This is a genomic window from Flavonifractor sp. AGMB03687 (genome assembly GCF_017811815.1).
Taxonomy (GTDB): Bacteria; Bacillota; Clostridia; order Oscillospirales; family Oscillospiraceae; genus Flavonifractor.
Genome location: NZ_JADKZI010000003.1, coordinates 143,030 through 169,417 on the forward strand (window position 1 = coordinate 143,030; position 26,388 = coordinate 169,417).

Here is a 26,388-nt window from a genome sequence, read left to right on the forward strand (position 1 = left end):
GCCGTAAGGCAGGGGATCTTTTTTATGCTCTTATTCGTCCGCCTCAGCGTCATAGGGCTGGCGGCTGTTCTGGGGCACACCGCCACCACCGGCCACCGCCCGGAACCGGGCACGTGACTTCTTGATCTCGTCGTAAGCCTCGGCCACCGCCTCCTCGGTGCGGCGGAGGGCATCCTCACAGTAGTCGTTGGCCGCCTTGCGCAGGTCACGGCTGCGCTCCTCGGCGGTGCGCATCATCTCGTTGGCCTTCTGCTTGGTCTGGGCCAGCAACTCGTTCTCCGACACCATCTGCCGGGCCTGCTCCTCCGCCTGCTTGCGGATGAGCTCGGCCTCCCGCTTGGCGGAGTTGATATAGTCGGTGCGGGCTGCAATGAGCTTCTTGGCCTCATTGAGCTCCATGGGGAACTGGCCCCGCACCTCGTCCAGCAGGTCCAGTGCCTTGTCCCGCTCCAGAATACATTTATCGCTGCTCAGCGGCATATTTTTCGCTTCTTCGATCATCTCATAGAGCATATCCAGCAGTTCTTCCACACCGGTAGCCATCAGCGATCCCTCCCGCTTTCGATTTTTTGCCGGACGTCCTCGATGATCTCGCGGGGCACAAAGTCCGACAGATCCGCCCCGTAGCGGGCCATTTCCTTGACCACGCTGGAGCTGACATAGGTATATTTGGCGCTGGAGGGCAAAAACATGGTCTCCAGCCTGGGATTGAGTTTCCGGTTGATGAGGGCCATCTGCAGCTCGTTCTCATAGTCGGACACCGCACGCAGGCCCTTCACCAGGGTACACGCCTTTTTCTGCCGGGCGTACTCCGCCAGCAGCGTGGAGGAACAGTCCACCTCCACATTGGGCAGCTTGGCCACCACCTTGCGGATGAGCTCGGTCCGCTCCTCCGGGGTGAACAGGCCCCGGTTCACCTTTTCCGAATTCACCATGACGCAGACGATGAGCCGGTCAAAGCAGACCGCCGCCCGCTTGATAATATTGAGGTGCCCCAGCGTAATGGGATCAAAGCTGCCGGGGTAGATCGCAGTCTTCATAAAGGTCTCACATCCTGTTGCCGTTGACGCGGTGGTAAAGGGTGAGCTTGATCTTGCCGTAGCGGTACTCCCGGCCCTTCTCATAGGGGGCCTCCAGCTCCGGCAACACCGCTTCGGCGGCGCTTTCGCAGACTATTATACCATTTTCCGTCATGATGTCAATCTTGGCGATGGTCTCCAGGGCCTTTTCCAACAATCCCTTGTTGTAGGGCGGATCCAGGAAGACCAGGTCAAATTTTTCCCGGCAGCCGGTGAGGAAGGCCATATAATCCCCCTGGATGACCTTGGCGCTCTCCGCCAGCTTGGTGTGGGCCAGGTTCTCCCGCACCACCGCGGCGGCCTCCTTGCGCAGGTCCACGAAGGTGCAGAAGGCCGCGCCCCGGGACAGGGCCTCAATGCCCATCTGGCCGGTACCGGCGAACAGGTCCAGCACCTGCCGCCCCTCAATATCAAACTGGACGATGTTGAACACCGACTCCTTCACCTTGTCGGTGGTGGGCCGGGTCTCCAGACCGGGCAGCTCCTTCAGCTTCCGGCCACGGGCGATTCCGGTGATCACTCTCATGTGGGCTGTTCCCCTTTCGGATGAAAATAGTCGTAAACCGCCTGGGCGGTGTTTTTCGGGACCACCTCCGCCAGCTGGGCCTGGGTGGCTTCCTTGATCTTCTTGATGCTCTTAAAGTGCTTGAGCAGGTCGCTCCGCCGCTTCTCTCCCACCCCGGGGATCTGATCCAGCACGGAGCCTTTGACCCGCTGGTTCTGCTGCTGGCGGTGAAACTCAATGGCAAAGCGGTGGGTCTCCTCCTGGATCTGGCCGATGAGGGAGAAGATAGCCTGGTTGCCCTGGATGCCGATCTCCCGGCCCTCCGGGGTAATCAGCGCCCGGGTGCGGTGGCGGTCGTCCTTCACCATGCCAAAGATGGGAATGGATAGTCCCAGCTCCTCCAGCACCTTCACCGCCACCTTGGCGTGGTTCTCGCCGCCGTCGATGAGCAGCAGGTCGGGCTTGTCCGCAAATTTCTCGTCCCCGTCCAGGTAGCGCCTGAACCGCCGCGTCAGCACCTGTTCCATGGAGGCGTAGTCGTCGGGGCCGTCCATGTCCTTCAGCTTGAAGTGGCGGTAATCCCGCTTCAGGGGCCGGGCGTTCACATACACCACCATGGAGGCTACAATGTCGTCGGCGCCCTGGTTGGAGATGTCGTAGGACTCGATGCGCCGGGGCGGCCCCTCCAGGTCCAGCATCTTGCCCAGCAGCTCCATCAGCTTGCTCTGCCGCTCCTCCCGGGTGGTCCAGCGCTCCACTTCCTCCACCGCGTTCTTGTTGGCCAGACGGATCAGGTCCATTTTGGCTCCCCGCTGGGGGGTGACCAGCTCCACCTTGCGGCCTGCATCCTCGGACAGCATCCGCATCAGGGGCACCTCGTCCTCCAGCTCGCAGGGCAGCAGGATCTGCCGGGGCAGGTTGCCCCGACCGCCGTAATACTGGCGCACCAGGGCGGACAGAATGTCCGCAGTTTCCTCCTCCATGGGGGTGTCGATCAGGTCCCAGTCCTTGGCGGCCAGCTCGCCCTCCACAAAGTGGAGCACCACAAAGCAGCTCTTGGTGGCCTCCCCCTTGTGGAAGCCCACCACGTCGGTGTCGGCCAGGGAGCCCGCCACCACCTTCTGCCGCTTGCCCAGCAGCTCGATGGCCTTATAGCGGTCCCGCAGCTCAGCGGCCTTTTCAAAGCGCAGTTCCTCGGCGGCCAGCTCCATCTCCGCCTTCAGCTCGTCCCCCACCTCCTGGAACTTGCCCTCCAGCAGGCGGACAGCCTGGTCGATGGCCTCCCGGTAGCGGCTCTGGTCCATGTCCTTCCGGCAGTAGCCGTCGCACTGGCCCATGTGGTAATTGAGGCAGGGCCGCTCCTTGCCGATGTCCCGGGGGAACTTCTTGTTGCAGGAGGGCAGTTTCAAGGCTACCCGCAGGGCGTCGATGATATTCTGGGTATTGCCCCGGCTGCCGTAGGGTCCGAAGTACCGGGCTCCGTCCTCCGCCGCCTTGTTGGCCAGGGAGAACTTGGGGTACTCCTCCTTCACCGTCAGACGGATGTAGGGATAGCCCTTGTCGTCCTTCAGCAAGATGTTGTACCGGGGCTGGTGCCGCTTGATGAGGGAGTTTTCCAGCACCAGGGCCTCAAACTCGGAATCGGCCACAATGACGTCAAAGTGGTCGATCTGGCTCACCATGGCACGGGTCTTTTCCGTGTGGGAGGCCAGGTTGGCAAAGTACTGGCTCACCCGGTTCTTCAGGGCCTTGGCCTTGCCCACGTAGATGACCACATTTTTGGCGTCCTGCATGATATACACGCCCGGCTTCAGCGGCAGGGCATGGGCTTTTTCTTTTAGTTCGTCGAAGGTCATAACAGAAGCAACATACCCTCCTCTTTGCCAGACTTATGATGCCCTGCCGCTGGGAGCGGCAGCGACCCGGCGCTCTGCGCCGTCCGAGTGTTTGGCCAACGGCCAAACCTCGCCGCAGGGGCAATTCACTTGCCCCGAGGATGTCAAATCATCCCCTGGGGGTCCCCAAAAGCGCCCCGCGCTTTTGGGGGGATGGGGCATGGGCTTTTTCTTTCAGTTCATCGAAGGTCATAGAGGGGCGTCATGCCCTCCTTTCCGCCGTGGTCTCCGGGGTATTGCCGGGCAGCATGGGGTCATACATCATCATGGCGTGGTTTTCCACCACATATTCGTCCGCCAGCAGTTCTCCCGTCCGCGTGTAACACCTGCGGTACAGGGTGTTGTGCCGGGTAAAACCGCCCCAGTACTCCCCCTGGATATAGTGCTCCTTTTCGTACACCTCATACCTGCGGTCGCAGGGGACGTCGGCCCGCCACTCCCCTTCCAGATGGGTGTCGGTAAGGCGGAGCGAAAGCCGCCAGGTATACTCCGTGTCGTTGCGCACCATCAGATCCATATAGTTATAAAAGCAGGTGGCTCCGCTGCCGAAGGGCTGGGTACGGCTGCAGTCAGGGAAGACATCATAGCCGTGCCGCCACCGCTCGGTCACCGTCAGGGGTGTATGGAGGGTCATCCAGTAGATCAGATTGGTCATCTGGCACATGCCGCCGCCTACACCGGCAGCCACCTGGCCGTTGCGCAGGATCATTCCCTCCACATAGCCCTTCCGCCGGGTGGGCTTGCCCACCGCCCGCCAGAAGGACAGAGTCTCCCCCGGCAAAAGAGTCAGGCCGTCCAGCCTGGCCAGGGCCAGCCGGAGATTGGTGAGCTTGTTGCGCTGCAGGGCCATCTCCTCCCCTCGCAGGGGACGAAACAGCGGGGTGCGGTGCTCCGCCCACAGGTGGGGCAGCTCCAGTTCTGGTCTGGACCGCGCAAAGCGGAGACCTCCGGTGTACCAGAAGACCCGCCGCCGCAGGCAGAACAGGGTGGTCCCCAGGCGCATGCGCAGATCGCTTCGTCTCTGTGGCTTGGGCGTCACGGATGGTTTCACGGTCCACACCCCCCATTATCAAAAAAAGCGCCGCTGATGCGGCGCTTTTTTCTCTCGCGTTGGTCGCTTACTCGGAGAAGTTGGAAGAGATCAGCTCAATCAGAGCCTCAACGGCTTCCTTCTCATCGGGGCCGTCTGCAATGAGGTTGATGGAAGTCCCCTTGACGATTCCCAGAGAAAGCACACCCAGCAGGCTCTTGGCGTTGACTCTCCGCTCGTCCTTCTCCACCCAAATAGAGCTCTTGAACTCATTGGCTTTCTGAATGAAGAACGTAGCCGGTCTCGCGTGCAGGCCGACCTGGTTGTTCACAACTGCCTCTTTCATATACATAGCGATTCCCCCCAAGATGCATTCGCATACTTCGTATAATAGGATAGCAAATTTATCCCAAACCGTCAATGACAAAATGCACAAAATCCGCGCAAGAATCTGTTTTGAATGACGAACAGCCTGTCTTTGCTTCTATTCCCGAAGGAAAGCCCCGTCAGCGCAGTTCGGCAATGGTCACACCGTCCTCGCCCTCGCCGTAGCGGCCGGGGCGGAAGGACTTCACATAGCGGCTGCGCTTGAGATGCTCCCGCACCGCCTTGCGCACCGCGCCGGTGCCCTTGCCGTGGATGATGCGCACCTCGTTGAGCTTGCCCAGCACTGCGTTGTCCAGGAAGAGGTCCAGGGCACCGATGGCCTCGTCGGTCATCATGCCCCGCAGGTCCACCTCGGGAGAGGCACCCAGAGAGCGCAGCTTGTGCTCGGCCCGGGCCACCACCTTCTTGGCGGCCTTGACGCTCTCGCCCTCCACCACCCGGACCTCGTCCTGCTTGGCGGTGATCTTCAGGATGCCGGCCTGGAGCTGGAGAGAGCCGTCCTTGTTGACAGAGAGCACCGTAGCCTGAGTACCCATCTTCACCAGCTCCACCGTGTCGCCCTTCTGGGCGGGACGGGTGGGCGGCGGCACAGGAGCCTCGGGCCGCTGACCCAACTTGCCCTCCGCCTCGTTGAGGCGGTGGCGCAGGCCCGCCCGCTCGTCGTTGATCCGCTGCCAGTCCTCTTCCTTCCGCTGGCGGCGGCGCATCTCGTTCAGCTCCTTGAACACCTGGTCGGCGGTGTCTCTGGCCTCGTCCAGGATGGCACGGGCCTCCGCCTGGGCCTTCTCTACCGCCTTCTGGCGCTGCTGGTCCATCTGGGCCTTGTACTCCCGGGAGGCCTTGGCGGTCTCCTCCATCTCCCGACGCAGCTTGGCGGCAGCCTCTTTTTCCCGCTCCATCTCCTGGCGCTGCTCGTCCAGCTGGGTGAGCACGTCCTCAAAGCGGACATTCTCCGCGTCAATGCGGGCGGCGGCCTTCTGGATGATGGACTTGGGCAGGCCCAGCCGCTCCGAGATAGCGAAGGCGTTGGACTTGCCGGGGATGCCGATGAGCAGCCGATAGGTGGGCGCCAGGGAGTCCACATTGAACTCGCAGGAGGCGTTCTCCACCCCCGGGGTGGTCATGGCATACACCTTCAGCTCGGCATAGTGGGTGGTGGCGGCCACCAGAGCCCCCATCTCCCGGGCGGATTCGATAATGGCGGCGGCCAGAGCGGCGCCCTCGATGGGGTCGGTGCCCGCCCCCAGCTCATCGAAGAGGATGAGGGTGCGGTCGTCCGCCTCGTTCAAAATCCCAACAATGTTCACCATGTGGGATGAAAATGTGGATAAGTTCTGGGCAATGGACTGTTCATCGCCGATGTCGGACAGCACCCGGTCAAAGACTTTTACACAGCTGTCGTCCCCCACGGGGATGTGGAGGCCACACTGGGCCATCAGGGTCAGCAGACCGATGGTCTTGAGGGTGACCGTCTTACCGCCGGTGTTGGGGCCGGTGATGACCAGAGTGTCGAAGTTCTCTCCCAGCATCAGGTCGTTGGCCACCGCCTTGTCCGGGTCCAGCAGGGGGTGGCGGGCCTTGCGCAGGTAGAGGCCCTGATCGGACAGGCGGGGGGCGGCGGCCCGCATGCGGTAGGCCAGCCGGGCCCGGGCAAAGATCACGTCCAGGATGACCAGCAGGTCGTAGTCCTGACTGATGTCCTCCTTGTACTGGGCGCACTGGGCGGACAGCTCCGCCAGGATGCGCTCGATCTCCTTCTCCTCCTTGGCCTGGAGCTCCCGCAGCTCGTTGTTGGCCTTCACCACTCCCATGGGCTCGATGAAGAAGGTGGAGCCGGAGGAGGACACATCGTGGACCAGACCAGGTACGTCGTTCTTGTGCTCCGACTTGACGGGCACCACGTAGCGGTCGTTGCGCTGGGTGATGATGGACTCCTGGAGGTACTTGGACTGGTTGGAGGAGATCAGCCGGTTCAGGATATCCCGCACCTTGGAGGCGGTGGCCCGGATGTGCCGCCGGATGGAGGCCAGCTCCGGGCTGGCGGCATCGGCGATCTCATCCTCTCCCACGATGGCGCCGGTGATGCGCTCCTCCAGGAAGCGGTTGGAGGTGAGGGAGCGGAACAGGTGGTCAATGCAGCTCTTGGACCGGTCCCCCTCGCCCTCGCCGTACTCCTTGGCGGAGCGGGCCGCCCGCAGGACGGCAGCGATGTCCAGCAGCTCCCGGGTATTGAGGGCGCCCCCCATATTGGCCCGCTGGAGGGAGGCCCCCACCGGCCGCACGCCGGAGAAGGAGGGGGAGCCCCGCAGGGTGGTCATGTTCACCGCGGCGGTGGTCTCATCCAGGGCCCGCTGCACGTCGTCCCGATCGGTCATGGGCCGCAGGGCCAGGCAGCGCTCCTTGCCCTCCTCGGTCACCGCCTGGTCGGCCAGACGCTCCAGCACCCGGGGCAGCTCCAGGGTCTGAATGGATTTTTCAAATAAATCGGTCATTTAGGTTCTCCAAATCGTATCATATGCACGGGGTCGGACACCTGGCCGGCCCCGTCTGTTTTATCCCATCAGTTCACATTTCAGGGTGATGAGGGCCCGGCCTCCCACCCGTACCTTCACACCACCGTTATCCTCGGTGATGCGGCTCAGGATCTCGGAGGGCTTGCCCATCTTCTCCCCCTGAACAAAGCGGTTGTCCGCCCCGGCCTGGATCAGGCCCCGGCGGAACAGGTAGTAGGTCAGCGCTCCGTTGGAGGTGCCGGTGGCCGCCTCCTCCGGAATGGCGTACAGGGGCGCAAAGTTCCGGCAGTGGGCAAAGGCGTCCGGAGTGTTAGGGCAGAACATATGCACGCCCACCACATCGTAGTGCTCCGACAGGCGGGTGACCTCAGCCTCGTTCTGGACCGCCCGGTCCAGGGTCTCCAGGTCACGCACCGGCAGCAGGATATCCATAAGGCCGGTGCTCACCGCCTGGGGCTCCAGCCCCTCCGGCCGATCGGCCAGGGACAGGCCATAGGCGGCATACAGCGCCTGCTGCTCCTCCTCCGAGAAGGTGCGTCCGTCGGTGGGCGGGGCCATATCCATCCACACCGCGTCCGCTCCCACCCCGATCTCCAGATCTCCGGAGCGGGTATGGAGGGCATAATCCCCAGGGACAATGGCCCCGGTATCCCGCAGGACGGTGAAGGCGGCGATGGTGGCGTGGCCGCACAGGTCCACCTCCTCCGCCGGGGTGAAATAGCGGATATGGAAGGCCTTGTCCCCGGTCCGGCGGACAAAGGCGGTCTCAGAGTGCTTCAGCTCTCCGGCCAGAGCCCGCATCAGGGATTCTTCCGGAAAGTCCCCCTCCCCCAGGAGAGCCACGCCGGCCTGGTTGCCGGAAAAGCGCACGGTGGTAAAGGCGTCTGCCACATACAGTTCCATCTTACATCCCCGCTTTCAGTTCATGATAAAAATCCAGGGTGCGGAACCCCCGGTCCAGCTGGGTGCGCAGGAAGCCCTCGCACACCCGGGCCAGGCAATCCAGCCCCTTTTGATCCAGTTGAAAGGAGAAAAGTCGCTTGGGGTCGCCGTAAAGGATGTGCCGCAGGGCAGCCAGAGCCCCCTCAGTCAGGGGCATAGAGGGGCCCTCCCCCACCTCCTCCTTGCAGGAGGCGCAGTGGAGCACGCCCTCCGCCAGGTGGAGCATGGGCTTTTCCGGGTCGGGCCTGCCGCATACGGCACAGGCGTCTGCCAGGGGCTCATAGCCCTCCAGGCACATGAGTTTCATCTCGTAGGTCGCCTTCACCAGCACCTGGGGCTTGTTCAGCTTGTCCAGGGCGTGGAGGCTGTTCAGAATCAGGGACATGGCGGCCGGGTCGGGCCGTCCCTCCACCGATACCGTCTCCATCACCTCGGCAAAGTAGGAGGCCAGGGCCAGCAGCTCCACGTCAGATTTGACGTGCCAGAACTGCCGGATGGACTCGGCCTCGTTGAGGGTAATCCGGTCCTGGTAGAGGAACAGGGTCATGTCGGAGTAGACCAGCAGCTGGGCGGAGGCCGCCAGGGGGCTGTTCTTCTTCCGGCAGCCCCGGGCCTTGACGGTGCGCTTGCCCCCCTCGGCGGTGAGGACGGTAAGGATCTTGTCGGACTCCTTGTAGTTGACCTCCCGCAGCACCAGGCCCTGTGTGGCTATGTGCATCTTACTCGTCCCGGTAGCCGAAGTTGTGGATGAGATTCAGGTTGTCTCTCCAGCCCTCCTTGACCTTCACCCAGGTCTGGAGGAACACCTTGGTGCCCATAAAGGCCTCAATGTCGGTGCGGGCCAGGGTGGAGATCTTCTTGAGCATGGCGCCCCCCTTGCCGATGATGATGCCCTTGTGGCTGGCCTTCTCACAATAGATGGTGGCATCCAGGTCGATGATCTCGTTGTCCCGCTCAGAGAAGCGGGTGATCTCCACGGCGGTGCCGTGGGGGATCTCCTTGTCCAGGCACAGGAGCAGCTTCTCCCGGATGATCTCGGCGCACACCTGCCGCTCGGGCTGGTCGGTGACCATGTCGTCGGGGAAGAGCTGGGGGCCCTCGGGCAGGAACTCGGCCAGCAGATCCAGCAGCTCACTTACGCCCTCGTTCTGCTTGGCGGAGATGGGCAGGATGGCGTTGAAGTCGTGGGCCTGGCCGTAGGTCTGCATCACCGCCAGCAGGTCGGACTTCTCCACCGTGTCCATCTTGTTGATGACCAGGATGGAGGGCACGCCCAGCTGCTTGATGCGGGCGATGAGCTCGGCCTCGGGGCCGCCGATGTGGGGGATGGGCTCCACCAGCAGCAGGATGGCGTCCACATCGGCCACGCTCTCCTTGACCACCTTCACCATGTAGTCGCCCAGCCGGGTGCGGGCCTTGTGAAGGCCGGGGGTGTCCAAAAAGACATACTGGCACTCCCCCCGGTTGACCACAGCGCTGATGCGGTTGCGGGTGGTCTGAGGCTTGTTGGAGACGATGGCGATCTTTTCGCCCACCAGGGCGTTGGTCAGGGTGGACTTGCCCACGTTGGGCCGTCCCACAATGCTGATCATTCCGGATTTTTTGATTTCCATAGGTAATCCTCAACTTTCTTGAGCAATTTAATTTACATGCGGTCTTTTTTCACATTCCGCATAATTTACGGTTTGTCCTGCTTTTCCAGCAGGGCGCGAATGGCGGAGAGCTCCGCTTTCAGCTCGGCGTGCTCTTTCGCAAGCTTTTCCCGCTCGGCCGCAGCGGCACCCACAACGATGCCCGGCAGAGCCATGAGGATAGACATCATGACCAGTTCAAGCAGGCCGTTTCCTCCGCCCAGGCCGCTCAGCACCATAAGGATGAGATAAAAGAGGGCGATGGAGAGAATTCCTCCACCGACAATATAGCCGAACCGCATGGTTACCCCTCCAGTTCTCTGGTGATCCCCAACTGCTCCAGAATGGCCTCCTCACGCGCCCGCATCTGGGCCTTCATGGGGCCCTCGTCCATATGGTCGTATCCCAGCAGATGGAGCACCGAGTGGACGGCCAGGTAGGCCACCTCCCGGCGGGTGCCGTGGCCGAACTCCTCCCCCTGGGCCTTTGCCCGCTCCAGGGAAATCACCATATCTCCCAGAGGCACCAGGTCGGCGCCGGGGTCGGCGTCCTCCCGGGTGGGGTGCTCCCCGGGCTGAAGGTCAAACATGGGGAAGGAGAGCACGTCGGTGGGCCGGTCCACCTCACGCTGCTCCAGGTTGATCTGGTGGATACCCTCGTCGTCGGTGAACAGCACGTCCACCTCGCAGGGCACGTCCACTCCCTCGGCAGCCAGGGCAGTGGGAATCACCTGCCGCAGCAGGTCGGCGTACTCCTCCGCTCCGTCTACCTCGGTCTCAATGATGATCTCGTGGTTCATGCTTTCTTCTCCTTCTTAGCCCGGCGGTTCTCATCGGCCTCGTAGGCCTTGATGATCCGCTGAACGATGACGTGGCGCACCACGTCGGACTCGTTGAGCTTGCAGATGGCGATATCCTCCACCCCGTCCAGCACCCGCATGGCCTCCTTCAGGCCGGACACGGTGTCCCGGGGCAGGTCGATCTGGGTGATATCGCCGGTAATGACGATCTTGGAGCCGAAGCCCAGACGGGTCAGGAACATCTTCATCTGCTCCCGGCTGGTGTTCTGGGCCTCGTCCAGAATGATGAAGGAGTCGTCCAGGGTACGGCCTCTCATATAGGCCAGCGGGGCCACCTCGATGTTGCCCCGCTCCAGGTACTTCTGGTAGGTCTCAGGGCCCAGCATCTCAAAGAGGGCGTCGTACAGGGGCCGCAGGTAGGGGTCTACCTTGCTCTGCAAATCGCCGGGCAGGAAGCCCAGCCGCTCACCCGCCTCCACAGCGGGCCGGGTCAGGATGATGCGGTTGACCTGCTTGTCCCGGAAGGCAGCCACGGCGGCGGCCACCGCCAGATAGGTCTTGCCGGTGCCCGCCGGGCCGATGCCCAAAGTGATGGTATTCTTCTTGATGGCGTCCACATACCGCTTCTGGCCCAGGGTCTTTGCCTTGATGGGCTTGCCCTTGGCGGTGACGCACAGGACGTCCCGGGCGATGTCGTTGATGTGGGACTCGTTGCCCGCCTTCACCAGATTGATGATGTAGCGGACGTTCTGCTCGGTGATGGTCTCCTTCCGGCCCGCCAGGCCCAGCAGGCCCTCGATGGCTTTGACGGCGTGCATCACGTTCTCCGCCTCGCCGGAGACCTTCAGCTGGTCGTCCCGGCTCACCACCGTCACGTCCAGCTCATGCTCCACCAGCTTGATATTCTCGTCAAAGGATCCAAAGACGTCTACCACGTCCTCCATCCGCTCGATATTGATGGTCTGTTCTATCATGGATCGGCCTCGTTTTCTTGTGTAGTGGGATCGGGCACGAATTTCCCGATCTCTTCCCGGCACTCTGCCTGGAGGGTCATGGTCAGCATCCCGTCTTTCTGCTCCACGGTATAATCGGTGCTGACGATCTCGCCCTCCCCCACTGCTTCTTCCAGCGCCTCCAGCAGGCGCTCCTTCAGCATGGCCTGAGCCGCGTCCGGCTCCACCGCCAGGGTCTCGGTCTCATAGGCCCGGCAGGTCTCCCGCTGCACGGCCAGGGGCATCTCCCGGCCGCCGGGCAGGGTCAGGGTCCAGGTACGGCTTATTTTATCATACCTGTTAAAAGAAATTCCACCCTTTCCGAAAAATTCGAGCCGCCGCCCCAGCACCGTCACCGACCACACACTGTCCTCCTCCCCGGTGTACTGCTTGACCTGGGCCTCCAGGGGAAGCTGAGCAGCAAAGGTGCGCCAGGTACGGGCATACACCCGGCCGGAGGCCCGGGTCTGGATCTGGCCGATCTCCGGGGTCTCGCTGTAGGCCGGGCCCTCCAGGTGGATGGTACCCGAGATGAGGGGCTCCCCCTCCAGCACCGTGTCCCCCACCTTCACCACCGCCTCACCGGTGAGGGCCTCCACCTTGGTGATGATCCCCGAGGCCCGGGCCACCACGCTGCCGTACTCACTGGCATCCACCACCTCCGGGGCCTTCACCGCCTCCCGTACCAGCACCTCCGCCCGGGTACCGTAGAGGTTGATGGACAGCCAGGACAGCTCCGGGATCTGGAGCAACACCTTGTTGCCCACCGTCCGCTCGTCCAGGCCGGGGCCGAAGGTACCGATGCTCAGCCCCTGCCGCCGCAGCTCGGTGAGAATCTGAGCGGTGGACACGGTGGTGTTTCCCTTCACCTCAATGGTGAGGATGAAGGTAGAGAGAACGCACACCGCCGCCAGGGACAGGGCCAGCCCCACCCAGAAGGCGTACCGGGTTCTGAACCGGGCCAGAAAAAAGGGGACCCCCGACCGGGCCGCCGGGGTGACGGTACACAGCACCCGCTCCCCCAGCTCCATGGCCTGCCGGCTGCCCAGGCGGGTGACGGTGAGCCGCAGCCGGGTGGTCTCCAGCCACTCCACATTCCAGAACAAAATGCCCCGCTGGGCACACAGATTGAGAAACCGCTCGGGAAAGGCGCCCTCCACCTCCAGGCGCACATTGCCCCGTAGGACATTGACCAACCGCCGCAGCATCCCTCCACCTCCTCTCTCAGTTCAGTTCAATGGCGGCAATGTCGCCGGTGATGAGCAGCTGGCTGGCGTTCATGGCCTTCAATTCCAGGTCGGTACCCCGCACCTTGACCACCATCTTGCCGCCGGAGATGTGGATCTCCTCGCTGCCGTAGGCCAGAATGCCCTTGTGGTTCTCCATCCGCAGCTCCCGGCTGCCGGTGAGCTCCAGCAGGGGCAGACCGGCCACCACGTCCCCCGGCAGATCCAGCACCTCCGCCGTCTTTTCCAGCAGTCCCTCCCGTTTTCGGTTGCGCTCCATGGCCTCGACCTCCCTTGTGTGTATGCTTATGCGGGGAGGTTGTCCCATTTGACAGGAAAAGGGGCGGGCCATTGGCCCGCCCCTTTGGGACGCAGATTTCTTAAACGCCAGTGAGATCGAAGGGCGGGATATATTCCGCCTGGGCGGCCTCCGTCCCCTGGGTAAAGCCCTCCAGGCCCAGGTCCGCCATATAGGCCTCCGCCGCCCGCACCTCTGAGGGGCGAACCCGGCGGTTGATCTCCGGATAGTCCGCCGCCCGCCCCCAGGGGATGTACTGGCTCATGAAGGAGAAGAGCACCTGGCCCGGCTCGAAATGCTCCGCCACCCAGTCCATCACCCGCTTGGCCTCGGCCAGCTTGCCGGGGAGCAGCAGGTGGCGGATGACCACTCCCTGCTTCAGCAGCCCGTCCTCATAGCGGACGGGGCCGGTCTGGCGGAACATCTCCAGAATGGCGGCCTCCGCCGCCTCCGGATAGTCGGGGGCATCGGAGTAGCGCCCGGCGTAGTCACTGGTGCGGTATTTGTAGTCGGGCAGGTAGATCTGGATCTTCCCCTCCAGGGCTTTCAGGGTCTCCACCCGGTCATAGCCGCCAGAATTGTACACCACCGGCACCGGCAGAGGCTCCTCAAGAGCCGAGCGCACCACATGGGCGTAGTGGGTGGGATTCACCAGATTGATGTTGTGGGCGCCCTGGTCGATGAGCTCAAAGAAGATGGCCCGCAGCCGGTCTACCGTGATGGGCTTCCCGAAGTCCTGGTGGCTGATCTGCTCGTTCTGGCAGAAGACGCACCCCAGGGAGCAGCCGGAGAAAAACACGGTACCCGAGCCCTTTGTGCCCGAGATGGGGGGCTCCTCCCACATATGGAGGGCCGCCCGGGCCACCACCGGAGCCTCTGGCATCCGGCAGCGGCCCTCCCCCCGGTCGGCCGTACGCACCGCCCCGCACTTCCGGGGGCAGAGATTACAGATCATTTCCATGGTTCCTTTCCGCTTTTCTTGGACTTACTTCTGCTTGGGGCCCAGATTGCCCTCTTTCCAGTGCTTGCGGCACAGGCCGATGTACTGGTCGTTGGCCCCCAGCACCACCTGCTCGCCCTCCTTGAGTACATTTCCGTGTTCATCAAAGCGGGCGTTGCACAGGGCCTTTTTGCCGCACCAGCAGATGGTCTTGACCTCCTCGATCACATCGGCGCTGGCCAGCAGCTCCGCCGAGCCGGGGAACAGGTCCCCCTTGAAGTCGGTACGCAGACCGTAGCAGATCACCGGGATATTCCAATCGTCCACCAGGTCGGTGAGGTAGCGCACCTCATCCCGGGTAAGGAACTGGGCCTCATCCACGATGATGCAGGCGTAGGGCTTCAGCTCCCGGGGAGTCATCTCCATCAGATCGGAAAAATAGATGCAGTCGTGGCTCAGCCCCGCCCGGGAGGCCACGAACCGGGCCCCGTCCCGCTGGTCGATGGCAGGCTTCACCAACAGGGCGTCCTGGCCCCGCTCCTCGTAGTTGTAGCGCACCATCAGGGCGTTGGCGGTCTTGCTGGAGCCCATCACTCCATACCGGAAATACAGCTTTGCCATGGTTCCTCTCCTTCTCCTTTGAGCCGCCCCTCCACCGCAGGCTGAAAGGCCTGAAAGGCGTTGGGCACGGCGTAATCCCGGTCCAGTTCCTCCAGGGTGGCCCACACCCAGCCCTCGGGCAGGGTGTCGTCGGCCGCCTGGACCAGCACGGCCTTCATATGCCATTCAATATGGGAAAAAATGTGCTTGCCGGAAGGTCCCTGCTCCAGGGAGAGGGCCTCCACCGGACAGGGGGCGGGGGACAGCTCGTTGGGGTACTCCCACAGCCCCGCCAGCAGGCCTCGGCTCTTTCGCCGCCGGAGGGCCACCGCCTTGTCCCGGAAAATGAGGAACACCGTCCGCTCCTCCACCCGCCGGGCCTTTTTGGCCGCCTTTACTGGCAGCTCTCCGGTGCGCTCCGTCAAACGGGCCGCGCAGAACTCTTTGGCGGGACACTGGTCGCACAGAGGGGCGCCGTTGGGCAGGCATACGGTGGCGCCCAGCTCCATCAGGGCCTGGTTGAAGTCCCCGGGGGCATCCACCGGCATCACCCGTTTCAGGGCCTGACCCATCCGGGCCTTGGTGTCCGGCTTCATAATGTCGCTATTATCCCCGGTGATGCGGGCCACCACTCGCAGCACGTTGCCGTCCACCGCCGGCTCGGGCAGGCCGAAGGCGATGGATGAGATGGCTCCGGCGGTATAGTCGCCGATGCCTGCCAGGTCGTGGATGGACTCATAGGTGTCGGGAAAGATGCCGCCGTGATCCTCCATGATCTGGCGGGCCGCTTTTTGCAGGTTGCGGGCCCGGTTGTAATAGCCCAGCCCCTGCCACAGCTTCATGAGCTTGTCCTCCTCCACCGCCGCCAGATCGGCCACGGTGGGCAGTTGCTCCAGGAAGCGGCGGTAGTACTCCAGCACCGCCGCCACCCGGGTCTGTTGAAGCATGATCTCGCTGATCCACACGTGGTAGGGGGTGGGATCGCTGCGCCAGGGCAGTACCCGGGCGTTTTCCCGGTACCATTGCAGCAGCGGGATGGGGAGCTGTTCCAGGGGATCCAAGGGCATACCTCCAAAGTTTGATTATGATCCCGCTCATTATATAATGGCCGCCCTTCTTTTTCAATTCCCACGGTTCTACAAAATTTTCTCCCGCCCCTTGCGCTTACCACCAGGTTACCCCTATAATGTTAGATAAGCAATCAATTTCGACTGGGGGCGTGTGTTTTGGCCGTGGGTCCCGGCATCAAGGGCTTCCCGGCGCTGTTCTGGCGCCGGTGGAAGGGGGCCTTTTCCACCATATTGTTCTACGTGGTCCAGTTCCTGCTGGTGACCTGGATCTTCGGCAGCACCTACGCCATGGTGGTCTCCTGCTCCACCACCCTGTTCCAGCTGCGCCGGAAGGAGGCCAACCGGCTGGAGGACTATGTGGCCATGTGCCTCATGTCCCTGCTGCTGTGTCTGCTGGCCTTCGCCGCCTCCCTCACCGTGTGGCTGTGCGCCATTCTGAACTTCGTCGTCCCCTTCTTCCTGGTATTCTGGAAATGCAGCCAGTTTACCCCCAAGGGCCATATGGGCTACGCCATGACCTTCGTCTTTCTGGAGCTGCGGCCCCCCACGCTGGAGCAGCTGCCCACCCAGCTGGTGGCGGTTGGCTTCTGCTGCGCCCTGCTGGTGATCGCCCTGCTCATCAATGCCAAGTTGACCCACATCGCCTCCGATCCGGCGGGACAGATCTCCTCCAGCCTGCTGCGACTGGCCGACCTGCTGGACGGTCTGGCCGACGACGGGGACGAGAAAGCCGCCGGGAAGGATCTCTACGACCTGGCCCGCACCTTCCACCGGAAGGGCTACGACCGGCGGCACCTGCTCCAGCTGCCCGACCAGCAGAAGCGGTGCTACCATCTGCTGGCCCTGCTCTTCCAGCGGGCCTCCTATCTGGTGGCCGACGGTCCCTCCTGGCAGGATGCCAAAAACACTCCGGCTTTCCCCCACACCATGCACACCCTGGCCGACGTGGTACGGCAGCTGCAAAGCGCGTGGGAGCCTGCCGCCCGGCAGCGGCTGGCCAATCGCATCCAGGTACTTCTGGATCAAACCGACCTGCCCCAGGGACGGCTGCGCATTTTCTACCGCAGCGTGCTCCACACCCTGCTGCTCCTGTGCCGGGAGTCTTTCCACGCCCAGCACGACCCACTCTTCCGAAAAGTGCCCTGGCGGGCGACCTGGAGCAGCCTGTGCCAGCGGTTCTCCCCCGCCCGGTTCGAGTTCCGCTTCGCCCTGCGGCTGGCAGTGGTCATGACCATCAGCACCACCGTCAGCTTTCTGTGGGAGTTTGAACATACCTACTGGTTCCCCCTCCACGCCTTTCTGCTCCTCCAGCCCAGCTATGAGGAGAGCGCCCACCGGATGGTCACCCGCCCTGTGGGTACCGCCATCGGCTGCGTGGTGGTTCACCTGGTCTACCCCTGGCTGCCCGGCCTGCCGGGGATCTTCGTGTTCTCCCTCATTATGATCTCCCTGATGTACTGCTGCACCCCAGGCACCTGGGTCCATCCCATCTTCTCCACCTCCTTCGCCCTCACCATGGCCACTTTGACGGTGCAGGAGACAGAGGCCATCGGCCTGCGGCTCATGTATCTGGCCATGGCGGTTGCCCTGGTACTGGTGGTCAACACCTTCCTGCTGCCCAACCGGAAGGAGCCCCAGTTCCGCCGGAATTTCCAGGAACTCTACCGGCTCCAGGCGTACTACTGGGAGGTCATCCGCCGCAGCCTCCGCCAGCCGGTAGACCCGGCCCTGTTCAGCGAGCTGCTCTCCCAGTTCCACATGGTGTACCATGAGGCCGCCCAGTTCACCCAGCATCAGTCCCCGGAGGAGGCCGACTACCACCGGAAGCGGCTGGTGATCCTGTGGAATATGTTCTCCGAGCTGGAACAGACCGAAAGCCTCATCCAGTCCGGCGGAGTAAGCCAGGAGGAGGCCGACGCTCTGGACCCCCTGGCCCAGGCCATGGGGCAGCGGATCTGCCCCCTCACCGACTTCCGGGACCTGTCGCCGGAGAGCCTGCCCAAGGGGGAGCTCTACTACGTGGTCCAGCGCTATCTCCAAAACGCTCAGGCTCTGGTGAACGCATGACAACAGCCGCGCCGCAAATGATTTCTGCGGCGCGGCTGATTTTTTCGCGGCGCGCAATGAAAAGGGCCCGCCAAATACTCTAACAGGCAGAAAGGGGGGCGCCACCCTTGACCGAACAGGAATTTGCAACCCGTACCGAGGCCCTGAAGCCTCGGCTGTACCGCACCGCCTATCTCTACCTGGGCAGCGAGGCCTACGCCCTGGACGCGGTGGACGAGGCCATCTATCTGGGGCTGCTGCACTATAAGCGGCTGCGCCAGCCGGAACATTTCAATACCTGGCTCACCCGCATCCTCATCAACGCCTGCAACGCCGAACTGCGCCGCCGCAAACGGGAGCTGGCGGTGGAGGAGCTGCCCGAGACTCCGGCAGAGGCCTATGACAACCTGCCGCTGAAGGAGGCCATCCGCCGCCTGCCCCACGACCTGCGGGCGGTCATCATCCTGCGCTACTTCCAGGGCCTCACCCTGGCGGAGACGGCAGAGGCCCTGGAGATCCCGCCGGGCACCGTCTCCACCCGGCAGCGCAAAGCCCTGTCCCTGCTGAAACTGGAACTGAGCGAGGAGGCTTAGATCATGGACCGTATGGAAGAATACCGCCTGCTCCTGGACGAGCTGGAGCAGACGCCCCCCAAGCTGGAGTCCGCCCTGCCCCGGGCCAGGGCCAGACGCCGGCGCCGCCGGTTGAGCCGCTGGATCGCCGCCCCTGCGGGCAGCGTGGCCGCCATGTTTGCCGTCTTTGTGCTGCTGGTCAACGTGGCCACCCCCTTTGCCATGGCCTGCTCCAACATTCCCATTCTGAAGGGCCTTACCGCCGCCGTGGCCTTTTCCCCCAGCCTGAAGGCAGCCATTGAGCACGAATACGTCCAGCGGGTGGTACAGAGCCAGACCGACGGCGGCGTGACCATGTCGGTGGAATATCTCATCGTGGACCAGAAGCAGGTCAATGTCTTTTTCTCCCTGAGCAGCGACCGCTATTCCCAGCTAGATGGCTCCGGGGATGTCTATACGGCCGACGGCCAGCAGGCCCAGGCCAGTCTCTCCTTCCCCCAGACTCCCAGCGACCCCAAGGAGCTGCGGCGAATCTCCATTGACTTCCAGGAGGAAGACGTGCCTGATACCCTGATCCTGGACTACAAGGTGTGGGCGGAAGACGATACCGAAGCCGCCGCTCCATCGGCGGACTCCGGCCTGTGGGCCGATGCCCCCGCCGAGCCGGACGCGGTGGCCACCTTCTCCTTCACCCTGCGCTTTGATCCCAACTATACCAGCCAGGGCAGCCAGATTACCCTGGACCAGCCCTTCACCCTGGACGGCCAGCAGCTGAAGGTGGTGGGGCTGGAGGTCTACCCCACCCACGTCCGGGTGGACATCCAGGAGGACGAAGCCAACACCGCCCAGCTCCACAGCCTGGACTGCTGGCTGGAGGACGACAAGGGGGTGCGCTACGACCGGCCCCGGGGGCTCATCGCCCACGGCGACGGCGGTACCCCCCGGGTCACCTCCTACCGCTTCGAGAGCAGCTATTTTGAGGACGCCCAGCACCTGACCCTCCACATCGAAGGGGCCATCTGGCAAGACAAGGAGGAGCACTGGGTCACGGTGGATCTGACCACCGGCCGCACCGACCCCCTGCCCGACGGCACTACCCTGGCCCGCATCGAGGAGATCGACGGCATCCCCACCCTCACCTTCCGGGCTCCCACCCTGGCAGACGGCATGGTGTTCCGCCAGGTGGTAGGCCCCATCTACCGCTCCCCCGACGGGAGCGAGCACCACTTCAGCATGGCATCCCACACCATTGCCCTGGACGAAAACGGGGATGAGATAGAGGGCATCTTTGAGGAGTCCGTTCCCCTGAAAGATTATCCCTTCGACCAGGTGGAGCTGGAGATCCTGGATTATCACACCTCCACGTTGGACACCCCCATCACGCTCACGCTGAACTAAACCACAAAAAGGGGCCCGGCCTGTTTCACAGGCCGGGCCCCTTTTTGCGTACTTACTTTTTCTCCAGCTGTTCCTCCAGCAGCTCCACCGCCTCGTATACCATCCGGTCGCAGTGACACTTGCGCTCCTCGCCCCGCTCAGACGCCAGACGCAGCAGGGTGGCGCAGTCCAGGGCCTGATTGTTGGCCCGGAACCGGCGCATCAGCTCCAGAGCGGCGTCGTTGTCGGCTCCCGCCATGCCCAGGGCCATGAGAGCCCCGGTCACCGCGCCGCAGGTGCCGCCATGCTTCATGCCGGCCCCGAAGTGGGCGCCCAGCTGATAGGCCGCTTCCTTGCTCATTCCGCACTGGTCAGCAAAAGGCACCAGCACCGATTGGCAGCAGTTGAAGTGAATATCGGTCCGCCCACGCAGACCCTTGGTTTCTTCCATGCGATTCATATGGTTTCGTCAACTTCCTTTTCAAAGATCAAATCGATCTGCACGATCTCGCCGCCTGTCCCAATGTGTGCAGGCACCCAACCCACATACCGCCAGCCCTGGGCGGCACGGCGGTCGATCAGTTCTCGGTGCTCCTTGAACTTGGTGGCTGCGATGCCTTCGCCGGTCACACTCACATACTCGTATCGATACATGGCGTTCCTTCCTTTCAGTTGAACACATCGCCCTGCTCAGAGAAGAGCTTCTTCACCCGGGCCAGCAGCCTGGTGTGCTCCGGCTCAGTCAGACCGGGATCGGCCCGGAGCAGCTCCTCGGCGGCATTCTGGGCCTCCTTGAGCACCCGCATATCCCCCGCCAGATCGGCAATGCCAAGCTGGGGCAGGCCGTGCTGCCGGGAACCGAAGAAGTCGCCGGGACCCCGGAGCCGCAGATCTTCTTCCGCGATTTTAAACCCATCGTTGGTTTTTGACAAGACCCGAAGCCGCTCCCGGCTGTCCTGACTGCGGGTGGAGGTCACCAGCACGCAGTAGGACTGGTGCTTGCCCCGGCCCACCCGCCCCCGCAGCTGGTGGAGCTGGGAAAGGCCGAACCGGTCGGCGTTCTCCACGATCATCAGGGCGGCATTGGGTACGTCCACACCCACCTCAATAACGGTGGTGGACACCAGCACATCCAGGTCCCCGGCAGCAAAGGCGGTCATGACCGTGTCCTTCTCCTTGCTCTTCATCTTGCCGTGGACCAGCCCCACCCGCAGGTCGGGAAAGACCTGGGTCTGGAGGGTCTGGGCGTAGGTGACGGCGGCCTTCAGATCGGCCGCCGGGTTTCCTCCCGGGTTATCCCCGTCGGTCTCCCCCTCCTCCACGGCGGGGCAGACGATGTAGGCCTGACGGCCCTCCCCCACCAGCTTGCGGACAAAGTTGTACATCCGCTGCCGCTTGTCCTCTCCCACCACGTAGGTCTCCACCGGAGAGCGGCCGGGGGGCAGTTCATCCACCACCGACACGTCCAGATCGCCGTAGATGATAAGGGCCAAGGTGCGGGGAATGGGAGTGGCCGACATGACCAGCACGTGGGGGGTACCGTCGGCCTTGGCCGCCAGGGTGGCCCGCTGGCCTACGCCGAAGCGGTGCTGCTCGTCGGTAACCACCAGTCCCAGTCGGGCAAAGGTCACCCCTTCGCTCAAAAGGGCGTGGGTGCCGATGACCAGATCCAGCTCGCCGCTCTCCAGGGCAGCGTATACCGTCTTGCGGGCCTTGCCCTTCACCGCGCCGGTGAGCAGCCCCACCCGCAGCCCTGCCTGCTCCAGCAGTGGAGCGAGAGAACGGTAGTGCTGCTCGGCCAGCAGCTCAGTGGGGGCCATCAGGGCACATTGGTACCCGTTTTTGGCCGCCAGCCAGGCTCCGTAGGCCGCCAGCATGGTTTTGCCCGAGCCCACGTCGCCCTGGACCAGCCGGTTCATGGGGCCGCCGGAGGTGAGGTCGGCGGTCATCTCCCCGATCACCCGCCGCTGGGCGCCGGTGAGGGCAAAGGGCAGCAGGTTCAGAAAATCCTCCTCTGGAAAAGGCCGGAAGAGCAGCCCCGCCGCCTTGTCCCGCCGAGTACGCAGCAAGGCCATACCGCAGGTGAGATAGAACAGCTCTTCAAAAATGAGCCGCCGCCGGGCCACCGCCAGGGCGTCCTCATCGGCGGGAAAGTGGACGTTGCGGATGGCAAACTCCGCCTCGGCCAACTGGTGAGCCTGCCGCAGGTCCTGAGGCAGGCACTCCTCCGCCTGGTCGGCGCACTCCTCCACACACCGGAGGGTGAGCCCCGCCAACAGGTTATTGGATACCCCGTGGGTCAGGGGGTACACCGGCAGAATGCGGCCGGTGAAGCGCACCCGGTCGGCCCGCTCGCACACCGGATTGGTCATCTGCCGCCGTCCGGGAGGGCCCTCCACCTTGCCGAAGCAGATGTAAGTCTCCCCCGTCCGCAGGGCATCTTTCAGATAGCCCTGGTTAAAAAAAGTGGCGGTGAGGCTGCCGGTGTCGTCCACCAGGCGCACCTTCACCAGCTCTAGCCCCTTGCGGATGCGGGACAGCCGTGGTGGCTCCGCCACCATCAGCGTCAGGCACACGGGCAGATCCTCCGGAGCCGAGGCGATAAAGGCGCTCTTCCGCCGGTCCTCATAGTCCCTGGGATAGTAGTTCAGCAGGTCCCCCACGGTGGTCAGGCCCAGCCGGGCCAGGGCCTTGGCCCGGGCCGGACCCACCCCCGGCAGCGCCTCCACACCGGTCTTTAATGTCAGCGACATGATCTCACCTCTTTTGCATTATTCAGTTTAGCATATTTCCTATTTCCCGACAAGCGGCCGGGAGGATTCCTGTAGTTCCCGCCAAGATTTGCAATTTTAAAGAAAAGTGATTGCAAATACTTTAGCGTATAAGATATAATGTTCCTACTGGTATAATATCATAGGGAATATGCCCGGAACGGACCGGGCTCCGAAGCCCCGGCACGAAGGAGTGACCGGGGATTGCTTGCACAATAAGAGATCTTTTCAGAAAGGACGGACAGCATGGCGGAATGTAAGTTCAACAAGGTCCTGGTTGCAAACCGGGGCGAGATTGCCATCCGGGTATTCCGGGCCTGCTACGACCTGGGCCTGCACACGGTGGCCATGTACTCCAACGAGGATACCTTCGCTCTCTTCCGCACCAAGGCGGACGAGGCCTACCTCATCGGCGAGAACAAGTCCCCCCTGGGGGCCTACCTGGACATTCCCTCCATCATCGATCTAGCCAAGCGCCGCAACGTGGACGCCATCCACCCCGGCTATGGCTTCCTGAGCGAGAACGCCGACTTTGCCAAGGCCTGCGAGGACGCGGGCATCACTTTCATCGGCCCCTCCTCCACCATTCTGGGCCAGATGGGTGACAAGCTGACGGCCAAAGCCATCGCCAAGGCCTGCAACGTGCCCACCATCCCCGGCTCCTCTGAGCCTCTGAAGGACGGCGAAGAGGCTCTGGAGAAGGCTATCTCCTACGGCTTCCCCATCATTTTGAAGGCGGCCGGCGGCGGCGGCGGCCGCGGCATGCGCCGCTGCGACACCGCCGAGGAGGTCATTCCCGCCTTCAATCTGGTGAAGAGCGAGGCCAAGAAGGCCTTCGGCAACGAGGACATCTTCATTGAGAAGTACCTGGTGGAGCCCAAGCACATCGAGGTACAGATCCTGGGCGACAAGCACGGCAACGTGGTCCACCTGGGCGAGCGTGACTGCTCCCTCCAGCGCCGCTACCAGAAGGTGGTGGAGTTCGCCCCCGCCTTCAGCGTGCCCGAGGCCACCCGCCAGAAGCTGTACGAGGACGCCGTCAAGGTCGCCAAGCACGTGGGCTACGTGTCCGCAGGTACCGTGGAGTTCCTGGTGGACAAGGACGGCAACCACTACTTCATCGAGATGAACCCCCGCATCCAGGTGGAGCACACCGTCACCGAGATGGTCACCGGCATCGACCTGGTGCGGGCCCAGATCCTCATCGCCGAGGGTCACCCCCTGTCCACTCCCGAGATCGGCATCCCCAGCCAGGACGCCGTCCACATGAACGGCTACGCCCTTCAGTGCCGGGTGACCACCGAGGACCCGGCCAACAACTTCGCCCCCGACACCGGCAAGATCACTGCCTACCGTTCCGGCGGCGGCTTCGGCGTCCGTCTGGACGGCGGCAACGCCTACACCGGCGCTGAGATCTCCCCCTACTACGACTCTCTGCTGGTTAAGGTCACCTCCTGGGACAACACCTTTGAGGGCGTGTGCCGCAAGGCCATGCGCGCCATCAGCGAGGAGCACGTCCGCGGCGTCAAGACCAACATCCCCTTCGTCACCAACATTCTTGCCCACCCCACCTTCCGGGCCGGCAAGTGCCACACCAAGTTCATCGACGAGACCCCCGAGCTCTTCGACATCGACACCGGGCGGGACCGCGCCACCAAGGTGCTCAAGTATATCGCCCAGATCCAGGTGGACTCCCCCTCTGCCGAGCGGCAGCAGCTGGATATCCCCCGCTTCCCGCCCTACGAGAACACCCCGCCCAAGTGCACCGGCCTCAAGCAGCTGCTGGACACCAAGGGCCCCGAGGCGGTGCGGGACTGGGTACTGGATCAGAAGAAGCTGCTCATCACCGACACCACCATGCGGGACGCCCACCAGTCTCTGCTGTCCACCCGGGTGCGTACCCGCGACATGCTGAAGGCCTCCGAGGGCACCGCCGAGATCCTCAACGACTGCTTCTCCCTGGAGATGTGGGGCGGCGCCACCTTCGACGTGGCCTACCGCTTCCTCCACGAGTCCCCCTGGGAGCGCCTGCGCCTGCTGCGTGAAAAGATCCCCAATATCCCCTTCCAGATGCTGCTGCGGGGCGCCAACGCCGTGGGCTACACCAACTACCCCGATAACCTGATCCGCGCCTTCATCAAGGAGGCCTGCATCGGCGGTATCGACGTGTTCCGTATCTTCGACTCCCTGAACTGGATCCCCGGCATGGAAGTGGCCATGGACGAGGTGCTCAAGCAGGGCAAGCTGTGCGAGGCCACCATCTGCTACACCGGCGACATCCTGGATCCCAAGCGGGACAAGTACACTCTGGAGTACTATGTCAACATGGCCAAGGAGTTGGAGAAGCGGGGCGCCCACCTGCTGTGCATCAAGGACATGTCCGGCCTGCTGAAGCCCTACGCCGCCAAGAAGCTGGTGTCCACCCTGAAGCAGGAGATCGGCATCCCCATCCACCTGCACACCCACGACACCTCCGGCAACCAGGTGGCCGCCTATCTGATGGCCGCCGAGGCCGGCGTGGACATTGTGGACTGCGCCATCGACTCCATGTCCTCCATGACCAGCCAGCCCTCCATGAACGCGGTGGTCACCGCCCTGCAGGGTCAGGAGCGGGATACCGGCCTGGATCCCGAGAAGCTGCAGAAGCTGTCCGACTACTGGGCCGACGTGCGCCTGCGCTACAGCAAGTTTGAGGCGGGCATCAAGAACCCCTCCACCGACATCTACCGCTACGAGATGCCTGGCGGCCAGTACACCAACCTGAAGAGCCAGGTGGAGAGCATCGGCCTGGGCCACCAGTTCGAGGCGGTCAAGGAGATGTACAAGACCGTCAACCACATGCTGGGCGACATCGTAAAGGTGACCCCCTCCTCCAAGATGGTGGGCGATCTGGCCATCTTCATGGTGCAGAACAACCTCACTCCCGAGAACATCTTGGAGCGGGGCGAGGCCCTCACCTTCCCCGACTCCGTAGTCAGCTACTTCAAGGGCATGATGGGCCAGCCCGCCTGGGGCTTCCCCGAGGACCTGCAGAAGGTGGTCCTCAAGGGCGAGGAGCCCATCACCTGCCGTCCCGGCGAGCTGCTGGAGCCCATCGACTTTGAGAAGGCCCGGGAGGAGGTCCGCAAGTTCTATCCCGACGCCTCCGACCACAACGTCATCTCCTGGTGCCTCTATCCCAAGGTGGTGGAGGACTTCTACCGCCACCGTCAGGAGTACGGCTATGTCATGCGCATGGGCAGCCATGTGTTCTTCAACGGCATGGCCCTGGGCGAGACCAACAAGATCAACATCGAGGACGGCAAGACCCTGGTCATCAAGTACGTGGGTCTGGGCGACCTGAACGAGGACGGCACCCGCAATGTGCAGTTCGAGCTCAACGGCATGCGCCGCGAGGTGGCCGTGCCTGACAAGAGCGCTACCGCTCAGGTCCGCAAGGTCAATCTGGCCGATCCCTCCGACAAGAGCCAGGTGGGCGCTTCCATCCCCGGCATGGTGTCCAAGGTGAACGTGAAGCCCGGCGACCAGGTGGAGGAGAACCAGGTCCTGGCCGTCATCGAGGCTATGAAGATGGAGACCTCCGTGGTAGCCCGCATGGCGGGCACCGTGGATCAGGTGCTCATCAAGGAAGGCGGCTCTGTCAAGGCCGGCGAGCTGCTCATCACCATCAAATAATGCAAAGGGGGCCGGTCACAGGACCGGCTCCCTTTTTGAT

At 63.1% G+C, this 26,388-nt stretch carries 25 protein-coding genes; 4 read left to right on the plus strand and 21 right to left on the minus strand.

The features are described from left to right. Nucleotides 1–30 precede the first annotated feature (30 nt). The 18 genes from J9789_RS07055 to mutY all read right to left on the minus strand — a co-directional run bounded on the left by J9789_RS07055 (nucleotide 31) and on the right by mutY (nucleotide 15,898). Nucleotides 31–543 carry a hypothetical protein gene (locus tag J9789_RS07055; protein WP_087334532.1) on the minus strand — a complete coding sequence of 171 codons (513 nt, stop codon included), beginning with the start codon at nucleotides 541–543 and terminating at the stop codon, nucleotides 31–33. Next, the gene (gene coaD / locus J9789_RS07060; protein ID WP_209343988.1) at nucleotides 543–1,040 is read right to left on the minus strand and encodes a pantetheine-phosphate adenylyltransferase; all 498 of its coding nucleotides are present in this window, start codon (nucleotides 1,038–1,040) and stop codon (nucleotides 543–545) included. Before coaD ends, J9789_RS07055 begins: the two co-directional genes overlap by 1 nt. A 7-nt stretch (nucleotides 1,041–1,047) precedes the next feature. After that, a complete protein-coding gene (gene rsmD, locus J9789_RS07065) occupies nucleotides 1,048–1,605 on the minus strand; it encodes a 16S rRNA (guanine(966)-N(2))-methyltransferase RsmD (RefSeq protein WP_209343991.1) in 558 nt (185 codons plus the stop codon). Beyond that, nucleotides 1,602–3,440 carry an excinuclease ABC subunit UvrC gene (gene uvrC / locus J9789_RS07070; protein WP_209343993.1) on the minus strand — a complete coding sequence of 613 codons (1,839 nt, stop codon included), beginning with the start codon at nucleotides 3,438–3,440 and terminating at the stop codon, nucleotides 1,602–1,604. Before uvrC ends, rsmD begins: the two co-directional genes overlap by 4 nt. A gap of 241 nt (nucleotides 3,441–3,681) precedes the next feature. Beyond that, the gene (locus tag J9789_RS07075) at nucleotides 3,682–4,530 is read right to left on the minus strand and encodes a VanW family protein (RefSeq protein ID WP_348633651.1); all 849 of its coding nucleotides are present in this window, start codon (nucleotides 4,528–4,530) and stop codon (nucleotides 3,682–3,684) included. Nucleotides 4,531–4,597: 67 nt separating this feature from the next. Continuing rightward, nucleotides 4,598–4,861 (minus strand): HPr family phosphocarrier protein, encoded by a 264-nt coding sequence (locus J9789_RS07080; RefSeq protein ID WP_007495691.1) that lies wholly within the window; start codon nucleotides 4,859–4,861, stop codon nucleotides 4,598–4,600. Between the two features lie 154 nt (nucleotides 4,862–5,015). After that, nucleotides 5,016–7,388 carry an endonuclease MutS2 gene (locus tag J9789_RS07085; protein ID WP_209343995.1) on the minus strand — a complete coding sequence of 791 codons (2,373 nt, stop codon included), beginning with the start codon at nucleotides 7,386–7,388 and terminating at the stop codon, nucleotides 5,016–5,018. A gap of 60 nt (nucleotides 7,389–7,448) precedes the next feature. Then, complete coding sequence (locus J9789_RS07090) at nucleotides 7,449–8,312, minus strand: PhzF family phenazine biosynthesis protein (RefSeq protein ID WP_209343997.1); 864 nt, start codon at nucleotides 8,310–8,312, stop codon at nucleotides 7,449–7,451. A 1-nt stretch (nucleotide 8,313) separates the two neighbouring features. Next, a complete protein-coding gene (gene recO / locus J9789_RS07095; protein WP_209343999.1) occupies nucleotides 8,314–9,069 on the minus strand; it encodes a DNA repair protein RecO in 756 nt (251 codons plus the stop codon). 1 nt (nucleotide 9,070) lies between these two features. Continuing rightward, complete coding sequence (gene era / locus J9789_RS07100) at nucleotides 9,071–9,964, minus strand: GTPase Era (protein ID WP_209344001.1); 894 nt, start codon at nucleotides 9,962–9,964, stop codon at nucleotides 9,071–9,073. A gap of 65 nt (nucleotides 9,965–10,029) precedes the next feature. Next, nucleotides 10,030–10,284 (minus strand): hypothetical protein, encoded by a 255-nt coding sequence (locus J9789_RS07105; protein ID WP_209344003.1) that lies wholly within the window; start codon nucleotides 10,282–10,284, stop codon nucleotides 10,030–10,032. 2 nt (nucleotides 10,285–10,286) lie between these two features. After that, entirely contained in the window at nucleotides 10,287–10,781 is a 495-nt protein-coding gene (ybeY, locus tag J9789_RS07110; protein ID WP_209344005.1) for an rRNA maturation RNase YbeY, read from the minus strand. After that, the gene (locus J9789_RS07115) at nucleotides 10,778–11,755 is read right to left on the minus strand and encodes a PhoH family protein (RefSeq protein WP_209344007.1); all 978 of its coding nucleotides are present in this window, start codon (nucleotides 11,753–11,755) and stop codon (nucleotides 10,778–10,780) included. Before J9789_RS07115 ends, ybeY begins: the two co-directional genes overlap by 4 nt. After that, on the minus strand, nucleotides 11,752–12,981 hold the full coding sequence (locus J9789_RS07120) for a sporulation protein YqfD (protein WP_209344009.1): 1,230 nt from the start codon (nucleotides 12,979–12,981) through the stop codon (nucleotides 11,752–11,754). The genes J9789_RS07115 and J9789_RS07120 overlap by 4 nt, the downstream gene beginning before the upstream one ends. Before the next feature lie 16 nt (nucleotides 12,982–12,997). Beyond that, nucleotides 12,998–13,279: a YabP/YqfC family sporulation protein gene (locus tag J9789_RS07125; RefSeq protein WP_209344011.1), complete on the minus strand. Its 282-nt coding sequence runs from the start codon at nucleotides 13,277–13,279 to the stop codon at nucleotides 12,998–13,000. A gap of 100 nt (nucleotides 13,280–13,379) precedes the next feature. Further along, on the minus strand, nucleotides 13,380–14,252 hold the full coding sequence (locus J9789_RS07130) for a 4Fe-4S cluster-binding domain-containing protein (protein WP_209344013.1): 873 nt from the start codon (nucleotides 14,250–14,252) through the stop codon (nucleotides 13,380–13,382). 30 nt (nucleotides 14,253–14,282) lie between these two features. Continuing rightward, nucleotides 14,283–14,858 carry a thymidine kinase gene (locus tag J9789_RS07135; protein WP_209344015.1) on the minus strand — a complete coding sequence of 192 codons (576 nt, stop codon included), beginning with the start codon at nucleotides 14,856–14,858 and terminating at the stop codon, nucleotides 14,283–14,285. Beyond that, nucleotides 14,828–15,898, minus strand: coding sequence for an A/G-specific adenine glycosylase (gene mutY / locus J9789_RS07140; RefSeq protein ID WP_209344017.1), 1,071 nt, complete (start codon nucleotides 15,896–15,898; stop codon nucleotides 14,828–14,830). Before mutY ends, J9789_RS07135 begins: the two co-directional genes overlap by 31 nt. Before the next feature lie 171 nt (nucleotides 15,899–16,069). Here mutY and J9789_RS07145 point away from each other — a divergent pair, with 171 nt between their 5' ends. The 3 genes from J9789_RS07145 (at nucleotide 16,070) to J9789_RS07155 (ending at nucleotide 19,923) form a co-directional block, all read left to right on the plus strand. Beyond that, nucleotides 16,070–17,974, plus strand: coding sequence for an FUSC family protein (locus tag J9789_RS07145; protein WP_348633662.1), 1,905 nt, complete (start codon nucleotides 16,070–16,072; stop codon nucleotides 17,972–17,974). Between the two features lie 107 nt (nucleotides 17,975–18,081). Beyond that, nucleotides 18,082–18,546, plus strand: coding sequence for a sigma-70 family RNA polymerase sigma factor (locus J9789_RS07150; RefSeq protein WP_209344019.1), 465 nt, complete (start codon nucleotides 18,082–18,084; stop codon nucleotides 18,544–18,546). 3 nt (nucleotides 18,547–18,549) lie between these two features. Next, complete coding sequence (locus tag J9789_RS07155; protein WP_209344022.1) at nucleotides 18,550–19,923, plus strand: DUF4179 domain-containing protein; 1,374 nt, start codon at nucleotides 18,550–18,552, stop codon at nucleotides 19,921–19,923. Between the two features lie 52 nt (nucleotides 19,924–19,975). On the opposite strand, the gene J9789_RS07160 is transcribed toward J9789_RS07155, so the two are convergent. The 3 genes from J9789_RS07160 to recG are packed head-to-tail and all read right to left on the minus strand — an operon-like array spanning nucleotide 19,976 to nucleotide 22,655. Continuing rightward, nucleotides 19,976–20,362: a C-GCAxxG-C-C family protein gene (locus J9789_RS07160; RefSeq protein ID WP_209344024.1), complete on the minus strand. Its 387-nt coding sequence runs from the start codon at nucleotides 20,360–20,362 to the stop codon at nucleotides 19,976–19,978. Then, the gene (locus J9789_RS07165) at nucleotides 20,359–20,556 is read right to left on the minus strand and encodes a DUF4177 domain-containing protein (RefSeq protein WP_209344026.1); all 198 of its coding nucleotides are present in this window, start codon (nucleotides 20,554–20,556) and stop codon (nucleotides 20,359–20,361) included. Before J9789_RS07165 ends, J9789_RS07160 begins: the two co-directional genes overlap by 4 nt. A gap of 14 nt (nucleotides 20,557–20,570) precedes the next feature. Beyond that, entirely contained in the window at nucleotides 20,571–22,655 is a 2,085-nt protein-coding gene (gene recG, locus J9789_RS07170) for an ATP-dependent DNA helicase RecG (protein WP_209344028.1), read from the minus strand. A gap of 264 nt (nucleotides 22,656–22,919) precedes the next feature. Between recG and J9789_RS07175 the strand changes: the two genes are divergently transcribed. Then, nucleotides 22,920–26,348 (plus strand): pyruvate carboxylase, encoded by a 3,429-nt coding sequence (locus J9789_RS07175; RefSeq protein WP_209344030.1) that lies wholly within the window; start codon nucleotides 22,920–22,922, stop codon nucleotides 26,346–26,348. Nucleotides 26,349–26,388: the final 40 nt, after the last annotated feature.